The organism is Streptomyces sp. SID13031 (assembly GCF_010548305.1).
GTDB lineage: Bacteria > Actinomycetota > Actinomycetes > Propionibacteriales > Kribbellaceae > Kribbella.
This window is the reverse complement of sequence record NZ_JAAGLV010000009.1, coordinates 159,572-179,194: the sequence shown is the minus strand read 5'-3', so window position 1 is coordinate 179,194 and position 19,623 is coordinate 159,572. Positions and strand designations below refer to the sequence as shown.

At 67.7% G+C, this 19,623-nt stretch carries 15 protein-coding genes; 8 read left to right on the top strand and 7 right to left on the bottom strand.

Annotated elements, in window-relative coordinates:
* On the bottom strand, positions 1-1,290 hold the full coding sequence (gene aspS, locus G3I17_RS19500) for an aspartate--tRNA(Asn) ligase (RefSeq protein ID WP_164598241.1): 1,290 nt from the start codon (positions 1,288-1,290) through the stop codon (positions 1-3).
* A 1,175-nt stretch (positions 1,291-2,465) separates the two neighbouring features.
* Entirely contained in the window at positions 2,466-4,736 is a 2,271-nt protein-coding gene (locus G3I17_RS19495; protein WP_164598239.1) for a sigma-70 family RNA polymerase sigma factor, read from the bottom strand.
* A gap of 442 nt (positions 4,737-5,178) precedes the next feature.
* Here G3I17_RS19495 and G3I17_RS19490 point away from each other — a divergent pair, with 442 nt between their 5' ends.
* Both G3I17_RS19490 and G3I17_RS19485 read left to right on the top strand, forming a co-directional pair.
* The gene (locus G3I17_RS19490; RefSeq protein WP_203590460.1) at positions 5,179-5,790 is read left to right on the top strand and encodes a hypothetical protein; all 612 of its coding nucleotides are present in this window, start codon (positions 5,179-5,181) and stop codon (positions 5,788-5,790) included.
* A gap of 219 nt (positions 5,791-6,009) precedes the next feature.
* Positions 6,010-6,591, top strand: a complete 582-nt coding sequence (locus tag G3I17_RS19485) for a peptidase inhibitor family I36 protein (protein ID WP_164598235.1) — start codon at positions 6,010-6,012, stop codon at positions 6,589-6,591.
* A gap of 1 nt (position 6,592) precedes the next feature.
* On the opposite strand, the gene G3I17_RS19480 is transcribed toward G3I17_RS19485, so the two are convergent.
* Positions 6,593-7,618, bottom strand: coding sequence for a CU044_5270 family protein (locus tag G3I17_RS19480; RefSeq protein ID WP_164598233.1), 1,026 nt, complete (start codon positions 7,616-7,618; stop codon positions 6,593-6,595).
* A complete protein-coding gene (locus tag G3I17_RS19475) occupies positions 7,615-8,184 on the bottom strand; it encodes a sigma-70 family RNA polymerase sigma factor (protein WP_164598231.1) in 570 nt (189 codons plus the stop codon). The genes G3I17_RS19480 and G3I17_RS19475 overlap by 4 nt, the downstream gene beginning before the upstream one ends.
* Before the next feature lie 119 nt (positions 8,185-8,303).
* Here G3I17_RS19475 and G3I17_RS19470 point away from each other — a divergent pair, with 119 nt between their 5' ends.
* From G3I17_RS19470 to rsrA, 4 genes are all read left to right on the top strand, one after another.
* On the top strand, positions 8,304-9,104 hold the full coding sequence (locus tag G3I17_RS19470; protein WP_164598229.1) for an SOS response-associated peptidase: 801 nt from the start codon (positions 8,304-8,306) through the stop codon (positions 9,102-9,104).
* Positions 9,105-9,207: 103 nt separating this feature from the next.
* Positions 9,208-9,840: an alpha/beta family hydrolase gene (locus G3I17_RS19465; RefSeq protein WP_164598227.1), complete on the top strand. Its 633-nt coding sequence runs from the start codon at positions 9,208-9,210 to the stop codon at positions 9,838-9,840.
* 116 nt (positions 9,841-9,956) lie between these two features.
* Entirely contained in the window at positions 9,957-10,598 is a 642-nt protein-coding gene (locus G3I17_RS19460; RefSeq protein ID WP_164598225.1) for a sigma-70 family RNA polymerase sigma factor, read from the top strand.
* Complete coding sequence (rsrA, locus tag G3I17_RS19455) at positions 10,595-10,876, top strand: mycothiol system anti-sigma-R factor (protein ID WP_164598223.1); 282 nt, start codon at positions 10,595-10,597, stop codon at positions 10,874-10,876. The genes G3I17_RS19460 and rsrA overlap by 4 nt, the downstream gene beginning before the upstream one ends.
* 58 nt (positions 10,877-10,934) lie before the next feature.
* Here the strand turns inward: rsrA and G3I17_RS19450 are convergent, their stop codons facing one another.
* Together G3I17_RS19450 and G3I17_RS19445 are read right to left on the bottom strand one after the other, a co-directional pair.
* Positions 10,935-13,349: a helix-turn-helix domain-containing protein gene (locus G3I17_RS19450; protein ID WP_164598221.1), complete on the bottom strand. Its 2,415-nt coding sequence runs from the start codon at positions 13,347-13,349 to the stop codon at positions 10,935-10,937.
* 2 nt (positions 13,350-13,351) lie between these two features.
* Positions 13,352-15,751 (bottom strand): helix-turn-helix domain-containing protein, encoded by a 2,400-nt coding sequence (locus G3I17_RS19445; RefSeq protein ID WP_164598219.1) that lies wholly within the window; start codon positions 15,749-15,751, stop codon positions 13,352-13,354.
* 669 nt (positions 15,752-16,420) lie between these two features.
* Between G3I17_RS19445 and G3I17_RS19440 the strand changes: the two genes are divergently transcribed.
* Positions 16,421-17,770 (top strand): HD-GYP domain-containing protein, encoded by a 1,350-nt coding sequence (locus G3I17_RS19440; RefSeq protein WP_164598217.1) that lies wholly within the window; start codon positions 16,421-16,423, stop codon positions 17,768-17,770.
* Complete coding sequence (locus G3I17_RS19435) at positions 17,770-19,050, top strand: HD domain-containing phosphohydrolase (protein ID WP_203590459.1); 1,281 nt, start codon at positions 17,770-17,772, stop codon at positions 19,048-19,050. The genes G3I17_RS19440 and G3I17_RS19435 overlap by 1 nt, the downstream gene beginning before the upstream one ends.
* On the opposite strand, the gene G3I17_RS19430 is transcribed toward G3I17_RS19435, so the two are convergent.
* Positions 19,012-19,593 (bottom strand): DUF5317 domain-containing protein, encoded by a 582-nt coding sequence (locus G3I17_RS19430; protein WP_203590458.1) that lies wholly within the window; start codon positions 19,591-19,593, stop codon positions 19,012-19,014. The genes G3I17_RS19435 and G3I17_RS19430 overlap by 39 nt on opposite strands.
* Between the last annotated feature and the right edge of the window lie 30 nt (positions 19,594-19,623).

Below are 19,623 nucleotides of genomic sequence, written 5' to 3'. Positions count from 1 at the left end.
CTATGGCGTCAAGCGGTGCAGGTCGCGGGGGAACAAGGTGACCTCGCGGACGTTCTCGGCGCCCGTCAGCCTTGCCACGAACCGTTCCAGCCCGATCGCGAAACCGCCGTGCGGCGGCATCCCGTGCTTGAACGTCTGCAGATACGACCTGTACGCCGGTGCGTCTGCCGACTCGCCACGGGCCTCGAGCGCCGCCACGTAGTCGCTGTAGCGGTGCAGTCGCTGGCCGCCCGTGACGAGCTCAACCCCCTTGAAAAGAAGGTCGAACGAGTTGGACCAGCGCGGGTCCGACGGCTGCGGATGCGTGTAGAACGGCCGCTTCCGCATCGGGTACCCCTCGACCGCGACGAACTCGCTGCCGTGTTCACGCAACGCCCACTCGCCGATCGCACGCTCGTCGGCGGGCGCGAGGTCGGGCTCGTCCGGGTTCGCGCCGGCCAGCTTCAGCGCCTCGCTGAAGTGCAGGACGGGAACCTCCGCGGGGATCCCGGGCAACTCGACGCCGAGCCGTGCGAGCGCAGTACCGGCTCTTTCGCCGACTGCTTCGAGCATGTCGGCGATGACGTTGCGCAGGAGGGCGAGGACGTCGCGGTGGTCCTGGATGAAGCCCAGCTCGGCGTCAAGCGAGACGTACTCGGCCAGGTGCCGGACCGTGTCGTGCGGCTCGGCGCGGAAGACCGGGCCGACCTCGTAGACGCGCTCGAAGACGCCGACCATCGTCTGCTTGTAGAACTGCGGCGACTGGGCCAGGTACGCCGGGCCGCCGAAGTAGTCCAGGGCGAAGACGTTCGCGCCGGACTCGGTCGCCGTACCGACGATCTTCGGGGTCTGGATCTCGGTGAACCCCTGCCCGTCGAGCGAGCTGCGATACCCGTGCAACGCCGCCGCCGCGACCTCCCAGCCGGCCTTCACCGCCGGGTGCCTGAGCGCGATCGGGGCGTTGTCCAGTACTACCGGGAGCCCGGCGCCGACCGTCGGTCGCCACAACTCGATCGGCGGCGTCTGAGCCGGCTCGGTCAGCGGCTCGATGACGGGGTCGACGAGCTCGGCGCCACCGGGTGCCTGCGGGTTGGCGGCGACCGTACCGGTCACCTGGACGACGGTCTCCTCACCTAGTTCGTCCAGCTGGGCTTGGGTTTCGGGCGCCTTGACGACGATCTGGCTCAGGCCGGAGCGGTCCCGCAGGACGAGGAAACTGACGGCCGCCAGCCGTCGTCTTCGATGGACCCAGCCGGCCACCGTGACGGTCTGGCCTACTGCCGAGGGGATCTCTTGGTTGAGAATGCGCATCGCTGTACTTCACCTCCGTTGGTCATCTCGAACCCCGGAGGTGTGGGCGAAGGGGATCTCGCGGTGCCACCACACCTTCACCGGATCGCTTGGCGGCGACCCGGCCTCTTGCGTCTCATCCGCTCAGGAGTGTCTTCACGACCGCCCCCTGCATCGCCTTCCCAGCTACCGGCGACTCTCTCTTGCAAGGGATGAAGGCCGCTACTCGGTTCCATCACCACGAACGTCTCCAGCGTAGTTCGCCGATAGAGCAGCTTGCAAAACCATTTCCGGTACTACGTTCGCTCCGCCCCCCGCCCCCCGCCGGCCGGCTGACGGTTCGGCGCGGGTGGATCCGGGGTGCTGACGGAAGGTGACTCTGGATCGCGTCGCCGGGCTGCGTAATGGTCCTAGTCGCGGCGATGCGTATCAAGAGCGCTCCGCGTCCCTTCGGGATCGAAACAAGTTTCGACTCTTGACACGCACCACCACGACCAGGGAAAGGCGCAGCTATCCCGGAGCCGCTGACAAGACTGACCACGATGAATGGATCACCGCCATCCCAAGGCCAGCCACCATCCGCCCCCTACCGCAAGGCCGACACCATCCGGGGCCGGGATCGCTAGGCAAGCCGTCATCCGGGGCCGGGATCCGCGACGCCAGCCCGGCCCGGCTCGGTGTCGCGGGCTAGGTGGAAACTTTTCGTCGCTATCTGCAAGTTTCTTACCACCCAGACGCCACCACCATGAGCAAGGATCCGGGGAGGCAAATACCCCCTGAATCGGGGTACAACCCACCCCGGATGTGGACAGAACCCTCCCCAAACCTTAACCACTGTCAGCTCAAGCTCGCCGCCCGCCGATAGCGGGCTTTCGTACCGCTGGCGTGATGCTGCACGCCAGCCGTACAAAAACCCGCTAGCCGACAATACCGTTGCTATCAGCAACTAAATTCACGCCCGGCGCCCCCCGAATCCCCTCGTGCCCTAGAAACCGGCTGGCCGGGCCGACAGCTCCCCGTGAACCGGTCGACTTTGCCCCGGGACTCGACCGACCCAACCCCAATGTGGCCCCTGGCTCAGACCGCGAACCACACCAGCCTTGGGACAGCGCCCCGCGCCCACACCGACCCCTCAGGCCGAGCGACCGCATCTGCGGTGCCTTGGGCGACGGCCGGGCTGCGCTGTCGTACTGGGGTTAGCGTTTGCCCTTGCCTGGGGGGATGGTGACTGCGTCGGTGTCGTGGCGGCCGGGGGTGGTTGCTGTGACCGTGATGGTGTTGGCGGCGCCGGTGCCGGGCCAGGCGGACCACTCGGTGTTGAGGGGGCGCTGGTAGTTCTGGGTTGTGCAGGTTGCCCGGCGTACGTCGGTCGAGCGGGAGCAGGTCCAGCCACGGTCGAAGTAGGAGAGGAGGACGATGTTGCGCCCCCAGGAGATCTCCAGGGTGACTCGGCCGCTGGTGCCGCCGATGGTCAGGAAGCGGTTGTAGACGAAGGGGTTGGGGTCGTGCTGCGGGTCCGGGGTGACGATCCGGAGCAGCGACTCGTCCAGCTGCGGGCCCGGGAGCGTCTCGGCGTCCGTGTCGTACAGCAGGCCGGCCGTTGCCGACACCGTGTACGTCCGTGCGGCGGATCCACCCACCGGTACTGCGAATTTGCCGTACAGCGGAGCAGGTCGCGCCGGGTTGGTCGCGGTGCACTTGTGGGCGGACGGCGTGCACTTCCAGCCGGCCGGGCTCCCGGCGATCGGCCAGGACAGCGCGGAGCCGTACTGGATCTTCACTGTGACGCTGGTCCGGCTGCCGGGTGCGATCACGATCGTGCGGAAGTACGCCTCGGGATCGGCCTTGCCCACCACGAGCTTCAGCAGGCTCTCGTCGAGGCGTGGCTGCGGCACGGGCGGCGGGGCGTCCAGGGTCGCGGAGTCGTCGTCGTACAGGCGGCCGCTCTTCGCTGACACGGTGAACGTGCGCTGCGCGGCGGTACCACCGGTCGGCTCGGTGAATGCCACGGGCAACGTCGCCGGCGCAGCAGGGTTGGTGGCGGTGCAGGTGCCGCTCGCCTTGACGCACGTCCAGCCGGCCGGGTTGCCGCTCACTGGCCATTGCAGCGCCGAGCCGTACTTGATCCCGATCACGACCGGCTTCGTGTTCTGCGCCGGCACCTTGATCGTGATCAGCCACTTCGCGCTCGCCGACTCGATCGCGACGCCGTTAGCCGCCGACACGGTCTCGCCTGGCGCCCGCCCACCCGATGCCCCGCCGCCTTGCGGGGCGCTGATGGTCACCAAACCCTCGTCGAAGATCGGGGTGGTCGGCTCCGGCGGCGTGGGCACCGGGCTGGTGGGTGCCGTGGTCGGCGCGGTGGTCGGAGCCGTCGTCGGCTGAGTGGGCTCAGCGGGGTCGGTCGGATCGGGTTTGGTCGGTGGGACCACCGGGGGCTTCACCGACGGCGGTTTGACGCTCGGCGGCTTGACCGGAGGCGGCTGCACCGGGGGCTGGGTCGGCTGCTGCACCGGCGGCTTGCTGATGGCTGCCGGGGGAGTGTCGTTGCCGGTGAGCGCCATCGCGGCGAGCACCGCGGCGACCGCGACCACCACGACGGTGCCCGCGCCGACCGCGGTACGGGTGCTGTTCTCCGTGACCTTCTGCCAACCGGTGGCCAGGAAGCCGGCAATACCGACCTTGACCCCGGAGGCGGCGGCCAGGTAGCCCAGGCCCGCAGTACCGAGCAGTGCAGGTGCGAGCAGCGCCGGTAGTGCGCTGTTGACCTCGACGAGCTCCAGGTAGACCGCCGTGCACTTGGCACAGTCGTCCAGGTGCTCGCGGACGTTCTTGTTCTCCCGCTTGGTGAGGCCGCCGCGCACGTAGGCGCCCAGACGCTCGGTGGTCCAGCGGCAGCGGTCACCGGCGACGTCTGCCAGGTGCTGCTGGAGATAGGCCTGCCGTAGGCCTTCGCGGGCCCGGTAGGCGAGTGCGGAGACGCCGTTGGCAGTCAGGCCGAGCAGTGGGGCGATAGTGGCGGGCTTCTCGCCCTCCACCTCGGTGTGCCAGAGCACGGCCTGCCAGCGCTCGGGCAGCGAGGCGAAGGCCTTGGCGGCCGCGCCACTCTCGAACCCGGTCACGGTCGGGTCGTCGAAACCTTGCGGCTCCCGCTCGTACGCCGCGATGTCGTCGGTGGTCTGGACTTTGCGGCCCGAGCGGATCCGGTCGACGTGCACGCGCCGGACGGTGGTCAGCAGATACGCGCGGAAGGAGATGTCCGGGCCGCCGCCGTTGCGCAGCGCGTCGAGCACCTTGGCGAAGGCGTCGCTGGCCAGGTCGTCGGCGTCGTTGGCCGGTACCAGCTGGCGGGCCATCCGCTCGGCGGCCTGGTGATGGCGGGCGAAAAGCTCGCCGTACGCCTCGAGGTCGCCGGTGCGTACGCGCGAGATCAGCTCCGCGTCGCTCGGCCCTTCCGGCGTCTCCATCCGTACTCCCCCTGGGTTTGTCACGACATCGTCACCGGCTGTCACTTGGTTGCCGGGATCAAGGCTCCCATGAGGGACGGATCGGCGCACCTATTCATGACGACGGGGACAGCTGTGAGGTTACGCGAAAAAAGATCCTGAAATCCGCGTCATGAACCAGCTCCGGCGGTGTCTCACCTCCAGTACGACGCTTCCGGCCACCCGGTCGGGAGACGAAGGGGCCACCCGAGGAGGGGACATGTCGCTGTTCGCGGATATCCGCCGACGGCTCGACCTACGTCCCAGCCGGTCCCTGAACCTGGCGGGGTCGCTCGCCCGGGATCGGCCGGAAGCGTCGTCAACGGGGCAACCGTGCGGAAGGAGGGAGCCGCACGGCACGGCTGGCATCGACCGCAGCGCTTATCTCGCAATTGCTGAAGCTCTGCAAGACGGTGCCGATGTTGTGCCCGCGAGTGACGAGGTCGGACGCCGATTGGCCGAAGACGGAGTCTCGTTGCTCGAGGCACTGGATGGGCTGGGTGCGCTGTACCGCGCGATCGCCGGGGGCGAGCCGGCTTTCGACGCGGTGCGCGCACTCAGTTCCAGCTGGGCCGAGGCGTCACTCATCTATCTGCACTCGCTGTCGTGCGAGGACCCGCTGACCGGGCTGTCCAGCCTGGCGCACCTGCGGTCCCGGCTCGGCGAGATCTACCGGGAGGCCGAACTCCGTGGAACATCCGTACCGGCGACCCACGCACTGGTCGTGGTCGAGCCGCTCTACCCGGCCGGGATCACGCCCGTCGAGCGCGAACTCCGCCTCATCGACGTCGCGGAATGCCTCCGGATCGTGTTCGCGGGCGGTGACGTACTGGGCCGCCTCGGCGCACGCCGCGCGGCGGCGCTCGTCGACCGCGACCCGAACCTGCCGGACCAGGTCGAGACGGTACGAGCCCTGATCACCCAATGGCGCCTCGACACCGACGAGCCACAACTGGCCCGCGTCTGGATCGAAGGCCTCCCCGCGGCCGAGCAATGGGCCGGCCGCGTCCTGGACGAACTGGCAAGACCCGCGTAGGACTTGCGCCCGGCCGCCTACAGGGGGACGACCGGACGCAGCAAACCGGTGGCGGATCGCCTATCACGGGGTAGGCGATCCGTCGCCGCTGTCCTTTGCAGCAAGTGGCAATTCGCTATCTCTGCCGGCTCCTTTGCTGGAAGGCTCCGTGACGCATGAGTCCGTCCATCACGCGTCAGGAGAAGCTGAATGCAGGGTTGGTTAGGTAGAAGAATCACAGTGCTGGCAGCCACCGGAGTAGCGCTGGCCGCAGCGACTGTTCCGTTGTCCGCGGGTGCGGCCTCAACTGCACCGACCGGACCGCTGGCCGCCGAGATGGCGCAGTTGCTGAAGTTGCAGCCCGGCGGCATCCAGGTCAGCGACAATGCCCTGGCCTGGGAGAAGACCGGCACCGTCGTCGTCTGGCCGAGCCCGGGCGAATCCGTCGCCCCTGCCGGCCTGGGAAACAACGTGCGGGCCGACGCCGCCCGGCGCGCGGGCGTCGCGGCAGAGTCCAGCCGCAGCATCCAAGCCGTCCACGGCTGCCCGTCCGGCATCACCGTCAAGGACTACTACTGCTTCTACACCGACTCCAACTGGGGCGGTCGAAGGCTTCAGTTCACCGGTGCCACTGTGAGGGGCAATGCGGGCAACTGGGGATTCGACAACCAGACGTCGAGCTGGGTGAACACTGATACCGACGTCACGGTCTACGCCTATGACTCACCTGACTCCCACCTGTGGACCGAGCCCGAAAAATCCGTCAACTCGCTGGTCAGTAGTGGATCCAACGACCGGATGTCGCAGTGGCAGACGCAGTAAGTCAGCTCCGCGGGAAATACAGCCGATAACTGACGACCGACGGGACGCGGACCTCTAGCTGACCGGCGTCCTCGGTCAGAACGTCTTCACCGGCCAGCAAGGTCGCTGTCGTAGGGCTGAACATCAGGAGTTGGCGTTGAGGGAGGCCGGTCAGGGTGCTGTCTACTGCGAAGCACTCGGCCGGCCTTCCTGCGCGGTCCGTGAGTTGGCCGAGGGCGATGACGTCTGGGCGGGCGGCGAGCAGTTGGAGCAGGGCGGCGCGGACTTCGGGGCTGGGTTGGGTCTCGCGGTAGAGGTCCTCGATCGCGATCATCAGTTCGCCGGTGCCGAGCTTGTCGATCGGGTGGCCGGCTTTCAGGGCGGCCAGGAGCGGCGCGGCTTGGGACGGTAGCGGCAGGTTCGGGAACATCGGGGTGTAGCCGCCTGGCTGCCAGGTCTCATCGCGGACTGTCTTACCCTGCTTGCCTCGCGAGCCGTCGGCCTTCCAGGCTGATTCGTACTCGGCGCTGGGGTAGTACGGCTTACCGAGCTGCGTCGAGATGTGCCCGGAGCGATCCGCGTTCCAGCTGAGTTCGGTGATCTCCGGTACGACCGCCGAGTGGACCGTCTTGCCGTCGACACGGGTGGACAGGGACCACGACTCGGTGCGGACGACATGCGGACCGGAGCCGTCACCGGCCAGCGAGCGGTCCTTCTGAGCCGCGTCGGCGAGGCGGGACAGCGCGGGGCCGGCCGGTTGTCCAGCCCCGAGGACGTTGCCGAGCATCGGCGGTGTCGCGGCCATCGCCGGTGTCTTCGCGCCGAACGGATCGCTGACCATGAGACCGATGGCGCCGGCGGTCACGGCCGCGACGGTCACCAGGACGGCTCGGCGGCCTACCGATCGGTGACTGGGTGGTACGGCGACGGTCGGTTCGTCCAGGATCCGCGCGAGGTCGTCGTCCGCACGCTGGTCCAGCGGGCCGTCCGGCAGCCCGGCGGCGGGATCGGCGTGGCGAAGTACGGCGAGGTTGTCCTTCAAGGTCATCGTTCGTCTCCCTGGACGCTTCTGAGGGCCGGTAGCACCGGGCGGCGGGCGGTTCGCGAGCCGCGGGCGGTGAGGGCGCTGTCGAGCCTGCGGCGGGCGCGGTGGAGGCGCACGGATGCCGTGGCCGCCGAGCAGTCGAGCGCCGTACCGAGGTCTTTGCCGTTGAGGCCTTCCCAGGCGTGCAGCATCAGGACCTGGCGGTCGGGCTCGCTGAGCGTGTGGAGCGCCTGCAGCACCTCGTCGAGGACGGATGACCACTCCGCCTGCTCGGCGAGATCGGTTTGGTGAGCAGTCATGGAGTAGCCGCCGAGGGTGCGGTAGGCCTCTGCGGCGTGCTCGTCCCGGCGGCGATCGTTGGCGATGACATTGCCGGCGACCTTGTACAACCACGGCAGCGCGCGCCCGGGCGGCAGCGTGCCGCGCCGGCGCCAGGCGATGGTGAAGGTCTCCGCGACGACGTCACGCGCGCGCTCCTGGTCGGGTGTGCGCCGGACGGCGAACCGCAACAGGGACCAGTAGTGGTCCCGGTAGAGGTCCTCGAACGCCGTTCGGTCGACCTCGGTCATCTGCTCCACACCTTCATATGTCTCGACCGGCGATTCGCTTACACCCCAGAGTTCACCATCTTCACGGGCCTGGCCGGCAGTACCGGAATCTGTCGGCGTCGGTGGCTAGGGTGAGTCCTATGTGTGGGAGATACGCATCGAGCCGTGACCCTGCCGATCTCGTGGTCGAGTTCGAGATCGACGCGGGGAATGTGAAGGAGTCCGTGCAGGGGTTGCCGGACAACTACAACGTGGCGCCCACCGATGAGGTGATTGCCGTGGTCGAGCGGAAGAACCGGGAAGTGCCGGATGAGGTGGTCCGGAAGCTGACGACGGTGAAGTGGGGGCTGGTGCCGTCGTGGGCCAAGGACACTTCGATCGGTAGCCGGTTGATCAATGCCCGGATGGAGACCGTGGCGGAGAAGCCTGCGTTCAAGAAGGCGTTCGCCGTCCGCCGCTGCATCTTGCCGGCCGACGGGTACTACGAGTGGTACACGGCCGAGGAGAAGGTCAACGGCAAGGCGGTCAAGCAGCCGTACTTCATCCGGCCGGCCGATGGCGGCGTGCTGGCGATGGCGGGGCTGTACGAGATCTGGCGCAACAAAGCAGTCGCCGATCCGGACAAGGACGAGGCCTGGCTCTGGACCTGCACGGTCCTCACCACCACGGCCACCGACGACCTCGGCCGCATCCACGACCGGATGCCGCTGCTGGTCGAGCCCGACCGGTACGACGCGTGGCTCAACCCGTTGTCCTCGGATCCCGACGAGCTGCTGGAGCTCCTCGTGCCCGCAGCCCCCGGCCGCTTGGAGGCCTACGCCGTCTCCAAAGCCGTCAGCTCCGTCAAGAACAACGGCCCCCACCTGGTCGACCCCCTCCCGCCAGACGGCACCGACCCGATCGACAAGCCGGAGGAGCCAGAGGAGATCACCCTCTTCTGACCACCAGCTTCCCGGACGGACGGCGACCCCGCAGTACGGACCCAGTACGGACCCGCAGTACGAGCTGGCGCGTGGCGGGTGCTGGGAATGACAGGATGGGGGTGTGACCGATGAACGGATTGTGGCTACTCCGCATGGTGAGGCTCGGATCGTGGCGCATCGGGCTCGGCGGCCGGTGGCGACGCTGGCGCTCGGTCACGGGGCCGGCGGGGGAATCGAGGCCGGGGATCTGGCCGCGCTGGCCGCTCGGTTGCCCAAGCAGGACATGAACGTGTTCTTGATCGAGCAGCCCTGGCGGCGGGCCGGGAAGAAGCTGGCGCCGGCGCCGAAGGTGCTCGACGAGGCCTGGATCGCGATCATCGGGCAGCTGCGGATCCGTACGCCCCTGGTGCTCGGGGGACGCAGTGCGGGCGCGCGCGTCGCCTGCCGCACGGCGGCCGGGCTGGGCGCGTCCGGAGTACTGGCGCTGTCTTTCCCGCTGCATCCGCCGGGCAAGCCCGACAAGTCGCGGGTCGACGAGTTGCAGAGCTCGCGGCTGCCGACGTTCGTAGTACAGGGGGAGCGGGACCCGTTCGGTACGCCGGAGGAGTTCCCGCCGCTGACCGAGATGGCCGTGGTGCCCGACGGCGACCACTCGTTCAAGGTCCCCAAGCGCGCCGAGCTCACCCAGGACGAGAGTTTCGACCTGCTGGTCGAAGCTGTGTTCGAATGGGTGACCCGGGAGATCTCCGGCTGAAGTTCGCTCGGAGGGCCGGGAATGACCCGGTCCAGGGCCTTGTTGTGAGGAGTATGACGGCGACGAGTCTGGCTCCTGCGCGGAAGACTGTGAAGACCCCGGTATTCTCGATCACGATGCCGACTCCCACGACCACCGAGACACCCGAGCAGCGGACCGAGCGCTTCGAGCGCGAGGCGCTGCCTTTCCTCGACCAGATGTACGCGGCCGCGATGCGGATGACGCGTAACCCGGCCGACGCCGAAGACCTGGTTCAGGACACCTTCGCGAAGGCGTACAGCTCCTTCCACCAGTTCACGCCCGGTACCAACCTGAAGGCGTGGCTGTACCGGATCCTGACGAACACCTTCATCAACGGTTACCGCAAGCGGCAGCGTCAGCCCACACAGTCGCCGACCGAGGAGATCGAGGACTGGCAGCTGACCGCTGCCGAGTCGCACACTCCCGGTGGACTGAAGTCGGCCGAGGCGGTGGCGCTGGAGCACCTGCCCGACTCCGACGTGAAGTCCGCCCTGCAGTCGATCCCGGAGGATTTCCGGCTCGCCGTGTATCTGGCCGACGTCGAGGGGTTTGCCTACAAGGAGATCGCCGACATCATGGGGACGCCGGTCGGAACCGTGATGTCGCGGTTGCACCGTGGCCGGCGCCAGCTGCGCGAGCTGCTGGCCGACTACGCCCGGGAGCGGGGCCTGATCCCCGCGTCAGACGATGCGCCGGCGGACGGTTCCGTGGCGGCGGCCGAGGAGAAGAAATCATGAGCTGCGGCGAGGACCACGACGTGGACTGCAGCGAGATCCTGGAACGGGTCTACGTGTTCATCGACAATGAACTCGAAGGCGCGAGCACCGAGGAGATCCAGCAGCACCTGGAAGAGTGCGCACCGTGCCTCGACCAGTACGACATCGAGCGCTGCGTGAAGAAGCTCGTCCACCGCTCCTGCGGCGACGACCACGCGCCCGACGCGCTCCGTCAGAAGATCCTGCTGAGGCTGACCCAGATCAGGATCGAGACGACGACCACCACGATCGTGGAGTAACTCCCCGAGGCCCGGCCGGACAGGTGTCCACTGGGCCTCGCTCCATTTCTGGGCCCGCTCAGGCCTTCAGATGGTGCTCGGCGAGCAGTTCCAGCGCCGCAGCCTGGTCGTTGGGGAAGACCGCGTGCAAGACGGTGACGGCCTGCCGCCAGGCAACTGCGGCGGCGGCGACGTCACCGGTCGAGGCCCGGATCTTGCCCAGCTCGATCAGCAGTTGTCCTTCGCGCTGCTGATTGCCGTAGGCACGGGCCAACTGGAGCCCGGCCTCGGCCCGCTCGGCGGCCGCCGGATGGTCGCCGAGGGCCAGATAGTTGGTCGCCAGGCCCAGCAGGGACTCGGCCTGGGCATTGCCGTCCTCGAGTCGGGCGAAGATGTCGAAGCTCTTGAGTAGCGTGTCGGTCGCCGCTGCGTGGAGTCCCGCCTCCAGGTAGGCCTGGCCGACGATCTGGTGGCGCCTGGCCAGGGAGCGAAGGTTGCCGGACTTCTCCGCCAGCAGCAGGCTGAGGTCGAACGACTCCCGGGCCAGGTCGTGGTCGCGTCGCCGGCTGTGCAGCCGGCCCAGGGCCAGGTGGCTGATCCCGACGACGCTGTGGTCGCTGATCTTCAGGCTGATGGCCAGTGCTTCCTGCGCGAACGCGAGTGCGTCCTCCGGCTGGCCCATCAGCTCCAGGGTGTAGCTCAGCGACGTACAGCAGCGGGCCTGGCCGGCCAGATCCGGGATCGCCTGGAACATCGTCAGACTCGCGCGGAAGTGGGCGATCGAAGGGGTCAGATCACCCCGCTCCACATCGGGAATCCCGAGGTCGTGCTCGAGCCAGGCGGTGAGCCGGTGGTAGCCGAGGTCGCCGGCGATCGCCCGGCCGATCCGGCCGATCGTCCGCATCTCGGTCCACCGGGACCTGGCCTCGGCATAGCCGAACAGCGCGAGCGCGAGCTCAGGGACGTAACCCCGCAGGACGGCCGACTCGCTCGCCTGCTGGACGAGACCGAGGATGTTGGCCCGCTCCCGGTCGAGCCAGATCAACGCGGCCGGCGTATCAGCCAGCTCCGGCAGCGGGCGGGCAGCAGGGCTGGCCAGGCGGAGCCTGCGGCTGTCGGGATGAGTGAGTTGCTGAGTACGCCAGGCCACTCCGGTGTAGTGCTGCACCACGCGGCCCAATGCGTCGCCCCGGGCACCTTCGGACAGAGTCTGCTCGGCCCGCTCGCGGGCAAAGGTGCGGATCAGGTCGTGCATCTTGTACCGGCCGGGCAACGCCGACGAGAGCAGGTTGAGGTCGACCAGGCGCTCCAGGATCTGCTCGGCCGCGTTCTCGGAGACGTCGAGCAGATGTGCGGCGGTGAGCGCGCTCAGATCCGATCCGTCGGGCAGACCGACCAGCGGCAGCGCGGCGGCGGCCTGACGATCGAGCTTCTGGTTGCTGTTGGCAAGGAACTCCGCGGTACCGGCGATGTTCGCGCGGACCCCCGACTCGCCGGTGCCGAACTCGTCCAGCCGGCGGTGCTCGTCGTGCAGCTGCGTCATCATGTGCTCGATCGGCCAGCTCGGCCGGGCCGCGAGCCGGGCACCGATCAGCCGGACCGCCAACGGCAGCCGGCCGGTCAGCTGGGCGATGGACCGGGCCGCGTCCTGCTCGGCGGCGACCCGGTCGCGACCGGCGATCTTGGCCAGCAGCTCGACCGAATCGTCCTCGGACAACGGCGCCAGCGCGATCTGCCGGAAGCCCGGCAAGGTGGTCAGAGCCCGCCGGCTCGTCGCGATCACGGCCGAACCGGGGACCCCCGGCAGCAACGGCAGCACCTGGGCCGCGCCGTTGGCGTTGTCGAGCACGATCAGTACGCGCTGGCCGGCCAGCCGCGACCGGTAGAGGCCGGCCAGCTCATTGATGCCCAAGGGCACCGTCCGGTCGTCGTCGAGGCCGAGCGAACGGATCAGTTGACTGAGCGCCTCGGCGGGGTCGAGCGGAGTACCGGGGCCGTAGCCGCGCAGGTCGAGGTACAGCTGGCCATCAGGGAAGTCATCGCCGACGAGGTGGGCGACATGCACCGCCAGGGCGGTCTTGCCGACACCGCCCATCCCGGTCACCGCGGCCAGCTGGACCGTCTCCGGCAGCTGCTCGGCCGGCCGGAAGACCTTCACCAGGTCGGCCACCTCGGCAGCACGTCCAGCGAAGTCCGACAGCGTGGGCGGAAGCTGCCGAGGCAGAACACGAACCGGCTCCGGCCGTGGCGGGGCAGTCTCGGCGGCCGGCCGCCGCTGGATCTTGGCAGCGTGCAGCAACTGTTCGGCGGCGTCGGCCCCGAGCTCAAGAGCCCCAGCCAACGCCTCAATCGTGTCAACCCGGGGCCGCCGCCGCGTCCCCCGCTCCAACAGACTGATGGCCTGCTCACTCAACCCAGCCTTCTCAGCCAGCCCCGCCTGAGTAAGCCCAGCCTCAACCCGGTATTTCCGCAACAACGCCGCCAAGCTGGCCATGATCAGCCCGCTGACCCACTCTTCGGAACAGCCAGCTGCTCTCGGCGAAGGTCCTCGGCCGCGGCGGTGACACCTTCTGCTTCGAAGATCTCGATCGCCTGCAACCGGGTCGTGCGGGCGGCAGCGGGCTTGGCGGTCGCGTCCTGGATAGCGGCCAGGCTGGCGAGCAATTGAGCCCGGCGGTAGTTGTCGCTGTCGTTGTGGAGCTCGACCAGCCGCAGGCCTTCCCGTACGTTCCGCTCCGCCTCAGGGTAGTTACCGCGGGCGAGTTCGACCTGGCCGAGATGCTGACGTGCCTCGGCCGAGCCGACCGGATCGTCGATGCGGGCGTAGATGCCAAGCGCAGCGTTGAGATGATCGATACCGGACTCGTAGGAGCCTGCTGCCAGATAGCTGACAGCTGCGAGCCTGTGACGGCGTGCCAGCAAACGGTCGCTGTCGGCTAGCTCGAGACTGGCCTGGAAAGAGGCCGACGCCTCAACCGTGCGCCCGACTCGGTTGTAGAGGACTCCGAGCACCAGTTGGCTGGTGCCGAGTGCGCCGAGTTCGCCCGCTTCTCGAGCCAGTTTCAGGCCGCGCTCACCCCACTCGATTGCTTCGTCAAGGTGATCGAGGCGCTCGCAGACGTGGCTCAACGACGAGAAGCAACGTGCCAGCCCAGCGAGGTGCTGGGCGTCCTCGAAATGGCTCAGCGCGCGCAGCAACCGAGCGTATCCCTGCTCCAGATGCGCAAGTTCGATCTCCGGGATCGCGCGATCGTGCTCCAACCAGCCCCATGTCACCAAGTCGTCTTCCGGGCGGCCCGAGGCCAGCGCGAGATCCAGGACGGTGCGCATCCGCTGGAAGTATGCACGGATCTCGAGATAGCCGAACAGTCCAAGCGCAAGAGATGGGCCATATCGGCGCGCCAACCCCGGTACCGTCGAAGCCATTTTGTAGAGGGCAATGATCGAGTCGTACTCGGCATCGAACCAGGCTGGCCCCTCGGTCAGATCGGCGAAGACCGGCACGCCGGTGAGGTCGAGCTCGTCGATTGGTTGCCGCGGGCTCCAAGGATGGGTGACTCGTTGTGCCTGCCAGGCGGCCGCGACGTAGAACTTCAGACCTCGCTCGATGGCTGAGGTGCGCTCGATGTCGCGCTCGTCGGACGAGAGGCGCTCCTGGGCATAGGCCCGCAACAGGTCATGCATCTGATAGCGCAGCGGGCCGATCGAATCGAGCAGATGCAGATCGACGAGGCGTTCGAGAAGTCCCTCCGTGGTCCCTACCTCTTGCTCCAGCAACCGGGCGACCAACTGCACCGAGATCTCCGGACCACCCGCGAGGCTCAACAGATCGAACGCGGTGGCGGCAGCACGATCCTCCGCGCGGGGACTGGCGGTGAGCTCGTTCAGCGAGGAGGCGAAGGTCGCCCGGACGCCGGAGTGGTCGAGCCCGAGCTCGTCCAGGCTCCGTCGCTCGTCCTGCAACTGGTCGACGACATGCTGGAGCAGCCATTGGGGGCGCATGGTCAACCGCGCGCCGATCAGCCGCAACGCGAGGGGCAGACCACCGGCGAGCTCGGACAGCTCCCGGGCGGCGGCCTCTTCGGAGTTCACCCGCTGCTCGCTGGCGACACTGGCCAGCAATCGCAAGGACTCAGAAGAGGTGAATGTCGCCAGCCGGACAATCAGGCTTCCCGGCAATGTCGCCAGGAACCGTCTGCTCGTGATGATCGTGGCTGACCCGCTGCTACCGGGCAGCAGCGGAGTCACCTGATCCACGGAACTGGCGTCATCGAGCAGGATCAGCATCCGCCGCCCGGCCATCCGGGATCGGTACAGCCTTGCCATCTCGTCTGCATCGTCCGGAATCGCCTCCTGCCGCACACCGAGTGAGCGGAGCAGCTGTCCCAGTGCCTCGGCACCGGTCAGCGCGGCGCCCGGATCGTGCCCGCGGAGGGAGACATAGAGCTGACCATCGGGGAAACGGTCTGCACTGAGATGGCCGGCGTGAACGGCGAGTGCAGTCTTTCCAACGCCGCCCATCCCGGTGATGACAAGGGCGACACTCGCGCTCCCGGAACGGCCAAGTGCCTTGAGCACCTTGTCCAATTCGTCTTCTCGGGCAGTGAAGTCGGCAACGGTCTGGGGGAGTTCCCACGGGATCGGCAGAGAGCGGATCGCAGGCTGTAGGGGGGATGGTGCCCGGACCGAGGCGAGGAGCTCTTGTTCGGCGTCGTCGTTGAGCTTCAGGGCCGTGCTGAGTGCATGGATCGTCTCGGGGCGGGGGCGACGCCTGGTGCCGCGCTCCAGCAGGCTGACTGCCTGCTCGCTGAGTCCTGCGAGTTCTGCCAGGGCGGCCTGAGTATGGCCGGCTGCAAGCCGGTGGCTGCGCAGCAGTTCGCTGAACGCCACAGCCATGCCAACCACCTCCCCGTCGCCGACCCCACGAACGTTAGCGAACCGCCCGCTCGCTAACTGTAGGGAAGATCGCCGACAGTGTGCCCATGGTTATCCACAGTTGAGATCGCCGTGGCCGCTGATCGGAAGGTATTGCCACCGTTCATAACAATCGGTACAGGTTTGGTGACAAAAGCATTCCGGTCGAATAGCGGGGAGTGTTCATGGTGGAACACTGAGTATACGAAACCAGTGTGACCATTGGTCTTGTTGTGACATGTGACCAAACTGCAAAGACCCCGGTTTTCACCGGGGTCCTCGCTGTCCGTAGTCGCCTGACTCAGGCGTTGGGACGCTTGCCGTGGTTGGCGGCCTTCTTCTTACGTGCGCGACGCTTGCGGCCGGTCTTGCCCATTTGAAAGCCTCCTTGTAACAACTGCAAAGAGTCACAGTCTCTCATACCATGTCGGTGCGCTCGCCACAGTGCAGCGGGTCACGGTCTGGCTTACAGTGTTTCGGCGCAGTCCTGAAGAGCAAAATTATGTCTAGTCAGCGATGTGCTGTCTGCCCCCCTGTGCCTGTCAGCCGACAGGCGCAAGACCGCGACCGCTGATCGGAGGTGACCTATCATGAGTGGCGACTTCTGGGACTGGTGAACCAACGCTCAGAGCAGAGGCAGGGGGTCGGGTCATGAGACGACACGCGCTGCGCGCGTTCGTCTCGGTCGCGACGATCCTGGCCTTGTTGGTCCTCGGCCTCGCCTTCTGGCATGTCGAGAGCTTCTGGACACTACTGGCGCTGTGTTTCCTCATGCTCGTCGGAGGATTGCTGCGGTTCTCCGTCGGGCCGACTTACCTGGCGTCATTGGACTCGGTGGTCCTGATGACGGTCTACGTGATCGCTGGGCCATGGGCTGCGGTGATCGCGGCAGCAGTGGCGTACCTTCCTCAAGTTCGCCGCCGGATGCCCCTGATTCGGCGGATCTTCAACGGCACTCAGCGTATTTTCGCGGCGGCCGCGGGCGGTGTTGCCTACACTCTCGCGGCAGGCCCGGTCGGCGACAGCGCCCTGGATCACGAGGCGCGAGCGATCCTCGCGACGATGGCGGCGACCGTCGCCCAGTACGTGGCCAACGCCGCCCTGGTCTGCCTGGTGATCTGGATCGAGGGCAAGGCCAGCCCGCTGGCGTTCCTCCGGCAGGTGGTCATCCCGACCTTCCTGCCGATGGCCGGATACGGCTTCCTCGGTCTGCTGCTCGCTGTGGTCTGGCTGGGGGGTCTTGGCCCGGTGGCGGGCTTACTGGTCCTCGGCCCACTTCTGGTCGCCCGCTGGGCGTTGTCGCAGTACGAGGTGGAGAAGACTGCCCAGGCGGCGACCATGCGCGCGTTCATCCAGGTCATCGAGACGAAGGACCTCTACACCCGTGGTCACTCCGAGCGGGTCAGTGAAGGTGTGGGCATGCTCGGCCGGTTCCTGCGGCTGAGCGAGGACCGGCAGAGTGCCCTGGAGCACGCCGGCCTACTGCACGACGTCGGCAAGGTCGGCGTCCCGACCAGCATCATCCAGAAGCCGGGGCGCCTGGACGACTCCGAGATGGACGCGATCCGGCTCCACCCCGCGCGGGGCGTCGAGTTGATCGGCAACATCCCGTTCCTGGAGGAAGTGAAGTCGGCGGTCCTGCATCACCACGAGAAGTACGACGGCACCGGCTATCCGGCCGGCCTGAGTGGAACGAACATCCCGTACTTCGCCCGGATCATCGGCATCGTCGACGCCTTCGACTGCCTGACCTCGACCCGGTCGTACCGGCCGGCCCGTAGCGTTCCCGAGACGCTGGCGATCCTCGAGCAGGACCGGTACTCGCACTTCGACCCACAGCTGGTCGACGCCTTCGTGAAGGTGATCGCCACGGAGGGCTGGAAGGCCGCGGAGGCAGAGCAGTTGCCACCGGATGCCAGCGTTCAGGCCAGCATCGACCACGACGACCTCAGCCTCGGCAGCAGCGGCGGCGCCTCGGGCTCAGCCGCGGGACCGTCCTGATGGCACCGGCGGACAGCGACAGCATGGAGCTTCGCAAGCTCGGCAGCGGTGTCGTCATCGTGCTGGCCGGGGTGGGACTAGGCGGCGCCGCGTTTGTGATGGTCGCCCGCCACGGCGTCACCGAATGGCCCTTCGTGCTGGCCTTCGGGTTCTTGATCGCGATCGGCGAGATGGTGCAGTTCAAGGTCGATCGCAGTCGCAACCGGGCTCCGATCGCCACCAGTGCAGCGCTCGGTTACGCGATGCTGCGGGGACCTTCGGTCGGCCCGTCACCCGAGGTCGCGCAGATCATCGCGGTGACTTTCATAGCCACCATGGCGGGCGTCGCCCCGCGAGCGATCGCAGGACTGCGCTGGGATCTGGTGGTGTCCTGCCGCAGGGTCCTCTCGGTGGCCTGTGCGGCGGTGGTCTTCAACGCGGTGATCCCCGCCGACCTGTCCTGGAACGGCTCCTGGCGGCACGCGCTGCCGTTGACCCTGGCGATGCTGCTCGGCGTCCTGACCGCCGGTGTCGTTGACGCTCTGGTCGGCGCTGGGCAGACGACCGAGAACGACAACAAACCGTTCCCCGCCTCCTTGCGCGACGAGCTCAAGGTGATGGGGCAGATCGGGATGGCAATGGCGCTTGGTGGTGTCCTCCTTGCTGCCGGGACCTCGTTGCTGGGGTTGTGGGCGCCGCCGTTGGTGGTGGTGCCGTTGTTGTTGACTCAGTTTGCGTTTCGGCGGTTCGCGTCGGCTCAGAGGACGTACAGGACGACTGTTCGGTCGATGGCTCGGAGTACGGAGATCGCGGGGTTCAGCAGTCCGGGGCAGAATGCGCGGACCGCGAGTCTGGCGGTGGCGATCGGGAATGATCTTGGGTTGACACCCGCCCGGATGGAGGCGCTCGAGTATGCCGCCTTGTTGTCCGGGGTCGGGCAGTTGGCGTTGGCGGATCCGAGTCCGGGTGGGGCCTCGTTGCTGCGGAGCCGGGAGGAGCGGCAGCAGGCGGCGGAGATCGGCGCCTCGATCATCGAGCGGTCCGGGGTGCTCGATCACGTCGCGGAGATCGTCCGGCACTCCAACGACCCGTACCGGCGCGGGCGGGCGAACAACTCCGACATCCCGGTCGAGAGCGGGATCGTCAACGTGGCGCTGGCCTACGAGCAACTCGTCGGGGAGGGCAACGGCCAGACGCCCGGCAAGGCGATGGAGAACATCGGCCTGGGCATCGGCGCCGAGTACGACCCGGTCGTCGTGGAGTCACTTCGCCGGGTGGTCGGCCGGGGGTTTCGCTTCTAGGTCTGACCAGCTCGGCGGCCGGTTGACCGGGATGTGGCCGGTGCCTCCCATTCCGGCGTACAGGAGCAGGCCGGCGCCGGCGGCGATCAGGACGTCGCCAGGGCTGACAGCCTGACCGAGGCCGGGCAGAGCGACCGGTACTACGTCCCCGAGCCAGGGCAGCCGGGTGGAGGCGTTGACGAGCTCGTGGCGCGGGTCCTCGGCGAAGCCTTCGATACCGGCCTGGGCGAGTGTTGCCAGCGAGACGGGCATTGCGCCGTTCAGGGCGACCACCACGGCGTTGCAGGCGAACCCGGCGGCCAGCAGGGCCACCCCGGGTCGCCGGAGGTTGAGGCGGAGGAAGACGCCGATACAGGCCGCTGAGCCGATCAGGCCGACGGGATAGGCGATACCGCCGGTGAGAGAGCCCAGGACCTGCCCTGTGGCCGCTGCGGCGAGCCAGTGCAGGCCGGAGAGCGTGTTGTCGGCCAGTTCCGTCAGGTGCCCGCCTGTCAGCAGTGCCGCCCCCGCGGCGAGCAGCATGACGAGCAGAACCAGCAACATCCTGGTGATTCTGCCCGCCATGGCCCGTCA

Coding starts and splice junctions, on each gene's coding strand:
- aspS (WP_164598241.1), bottom strand. CDS start 1,290: ATGCGCATTCTCAACCAAGAGATCCCCTCGGCAGTAGGCCAGACCGTC.
- G3I17_RS19460 (WP_164598225.1), top strand. CDS start 9,957: ATGCCGACTCCCACGACCACCGAGACACCCGAGCAGCGGACCGAGCGC.
- G3I17_RS19450 (WP_164598221.1), bottom strand. CDS start 13,349: ATGGCCAGCTTGGCGGCGTTGTTGCGGAAATACCGGGTTGAGGCTGGG.
- G3I17_RS19440 (WP_164598217.1), top strand. CDS start 16,421: ATGAGACGACACGCGCTGCGCGCGTTCGTCTCGGTCGCGACGATCCTG.
- G3I17_RS19430 (WP_203590458.1), bottom strand. CDS start 19,593: ATGTTGCTGGTTCTGCTCGTCATGCTGCTCGCCGCGGGGGCGGCACTG.
- G3I17_RS19480 (WP_164598233.1), bottom strand. CDS start 7,618: ATGACCTTGAAGGACAACCTCGCCGTACTTCGCCACGCCGATCCCGCC.
- G3I17_RS19470 (WP_164598229.1), top strand. CDS start 8,304: ATGTGTGGGAGATACGCATCGAGCCGTGACCCTGCCGATCTCGTGGTC.
- G3I17_RS19495 (WP_164598239.1), bottom strand. CDS start 4,736: ATGGAGACGCCGGAAGGGCCGAGCGACGCGGAGCTGATCTCGCGCGTA.
- G3I17_RS19445 (WP_164598219.1), bottom strand. CDS start 15,751: ATGGCTGTGGCGTTCAGCGAACTGCTGCGCAGCCACCGGCTTGCAGCC.
- G3I17_RS19435 (WP_203590459.1), top strand. CDS start 17,770: ATGGCACCGGCGGACAGCGACAGCATGGAGCTTCGCAAGCTCGGCAGC.
- G3I17_RS19475 (WP_164598231.1), bottom strand. CDS start 8,184: ATGACCGAGGTCGACCGAACGGCGTTCGAGGACCTCTACCGGGACCAC.
- rsrA (WP_164598223.1), top strand. CDS start 10,595: ATGAGCTGCGGCGAGGACCACGACGTGGACTGCAGCGAGATCCTGGAA.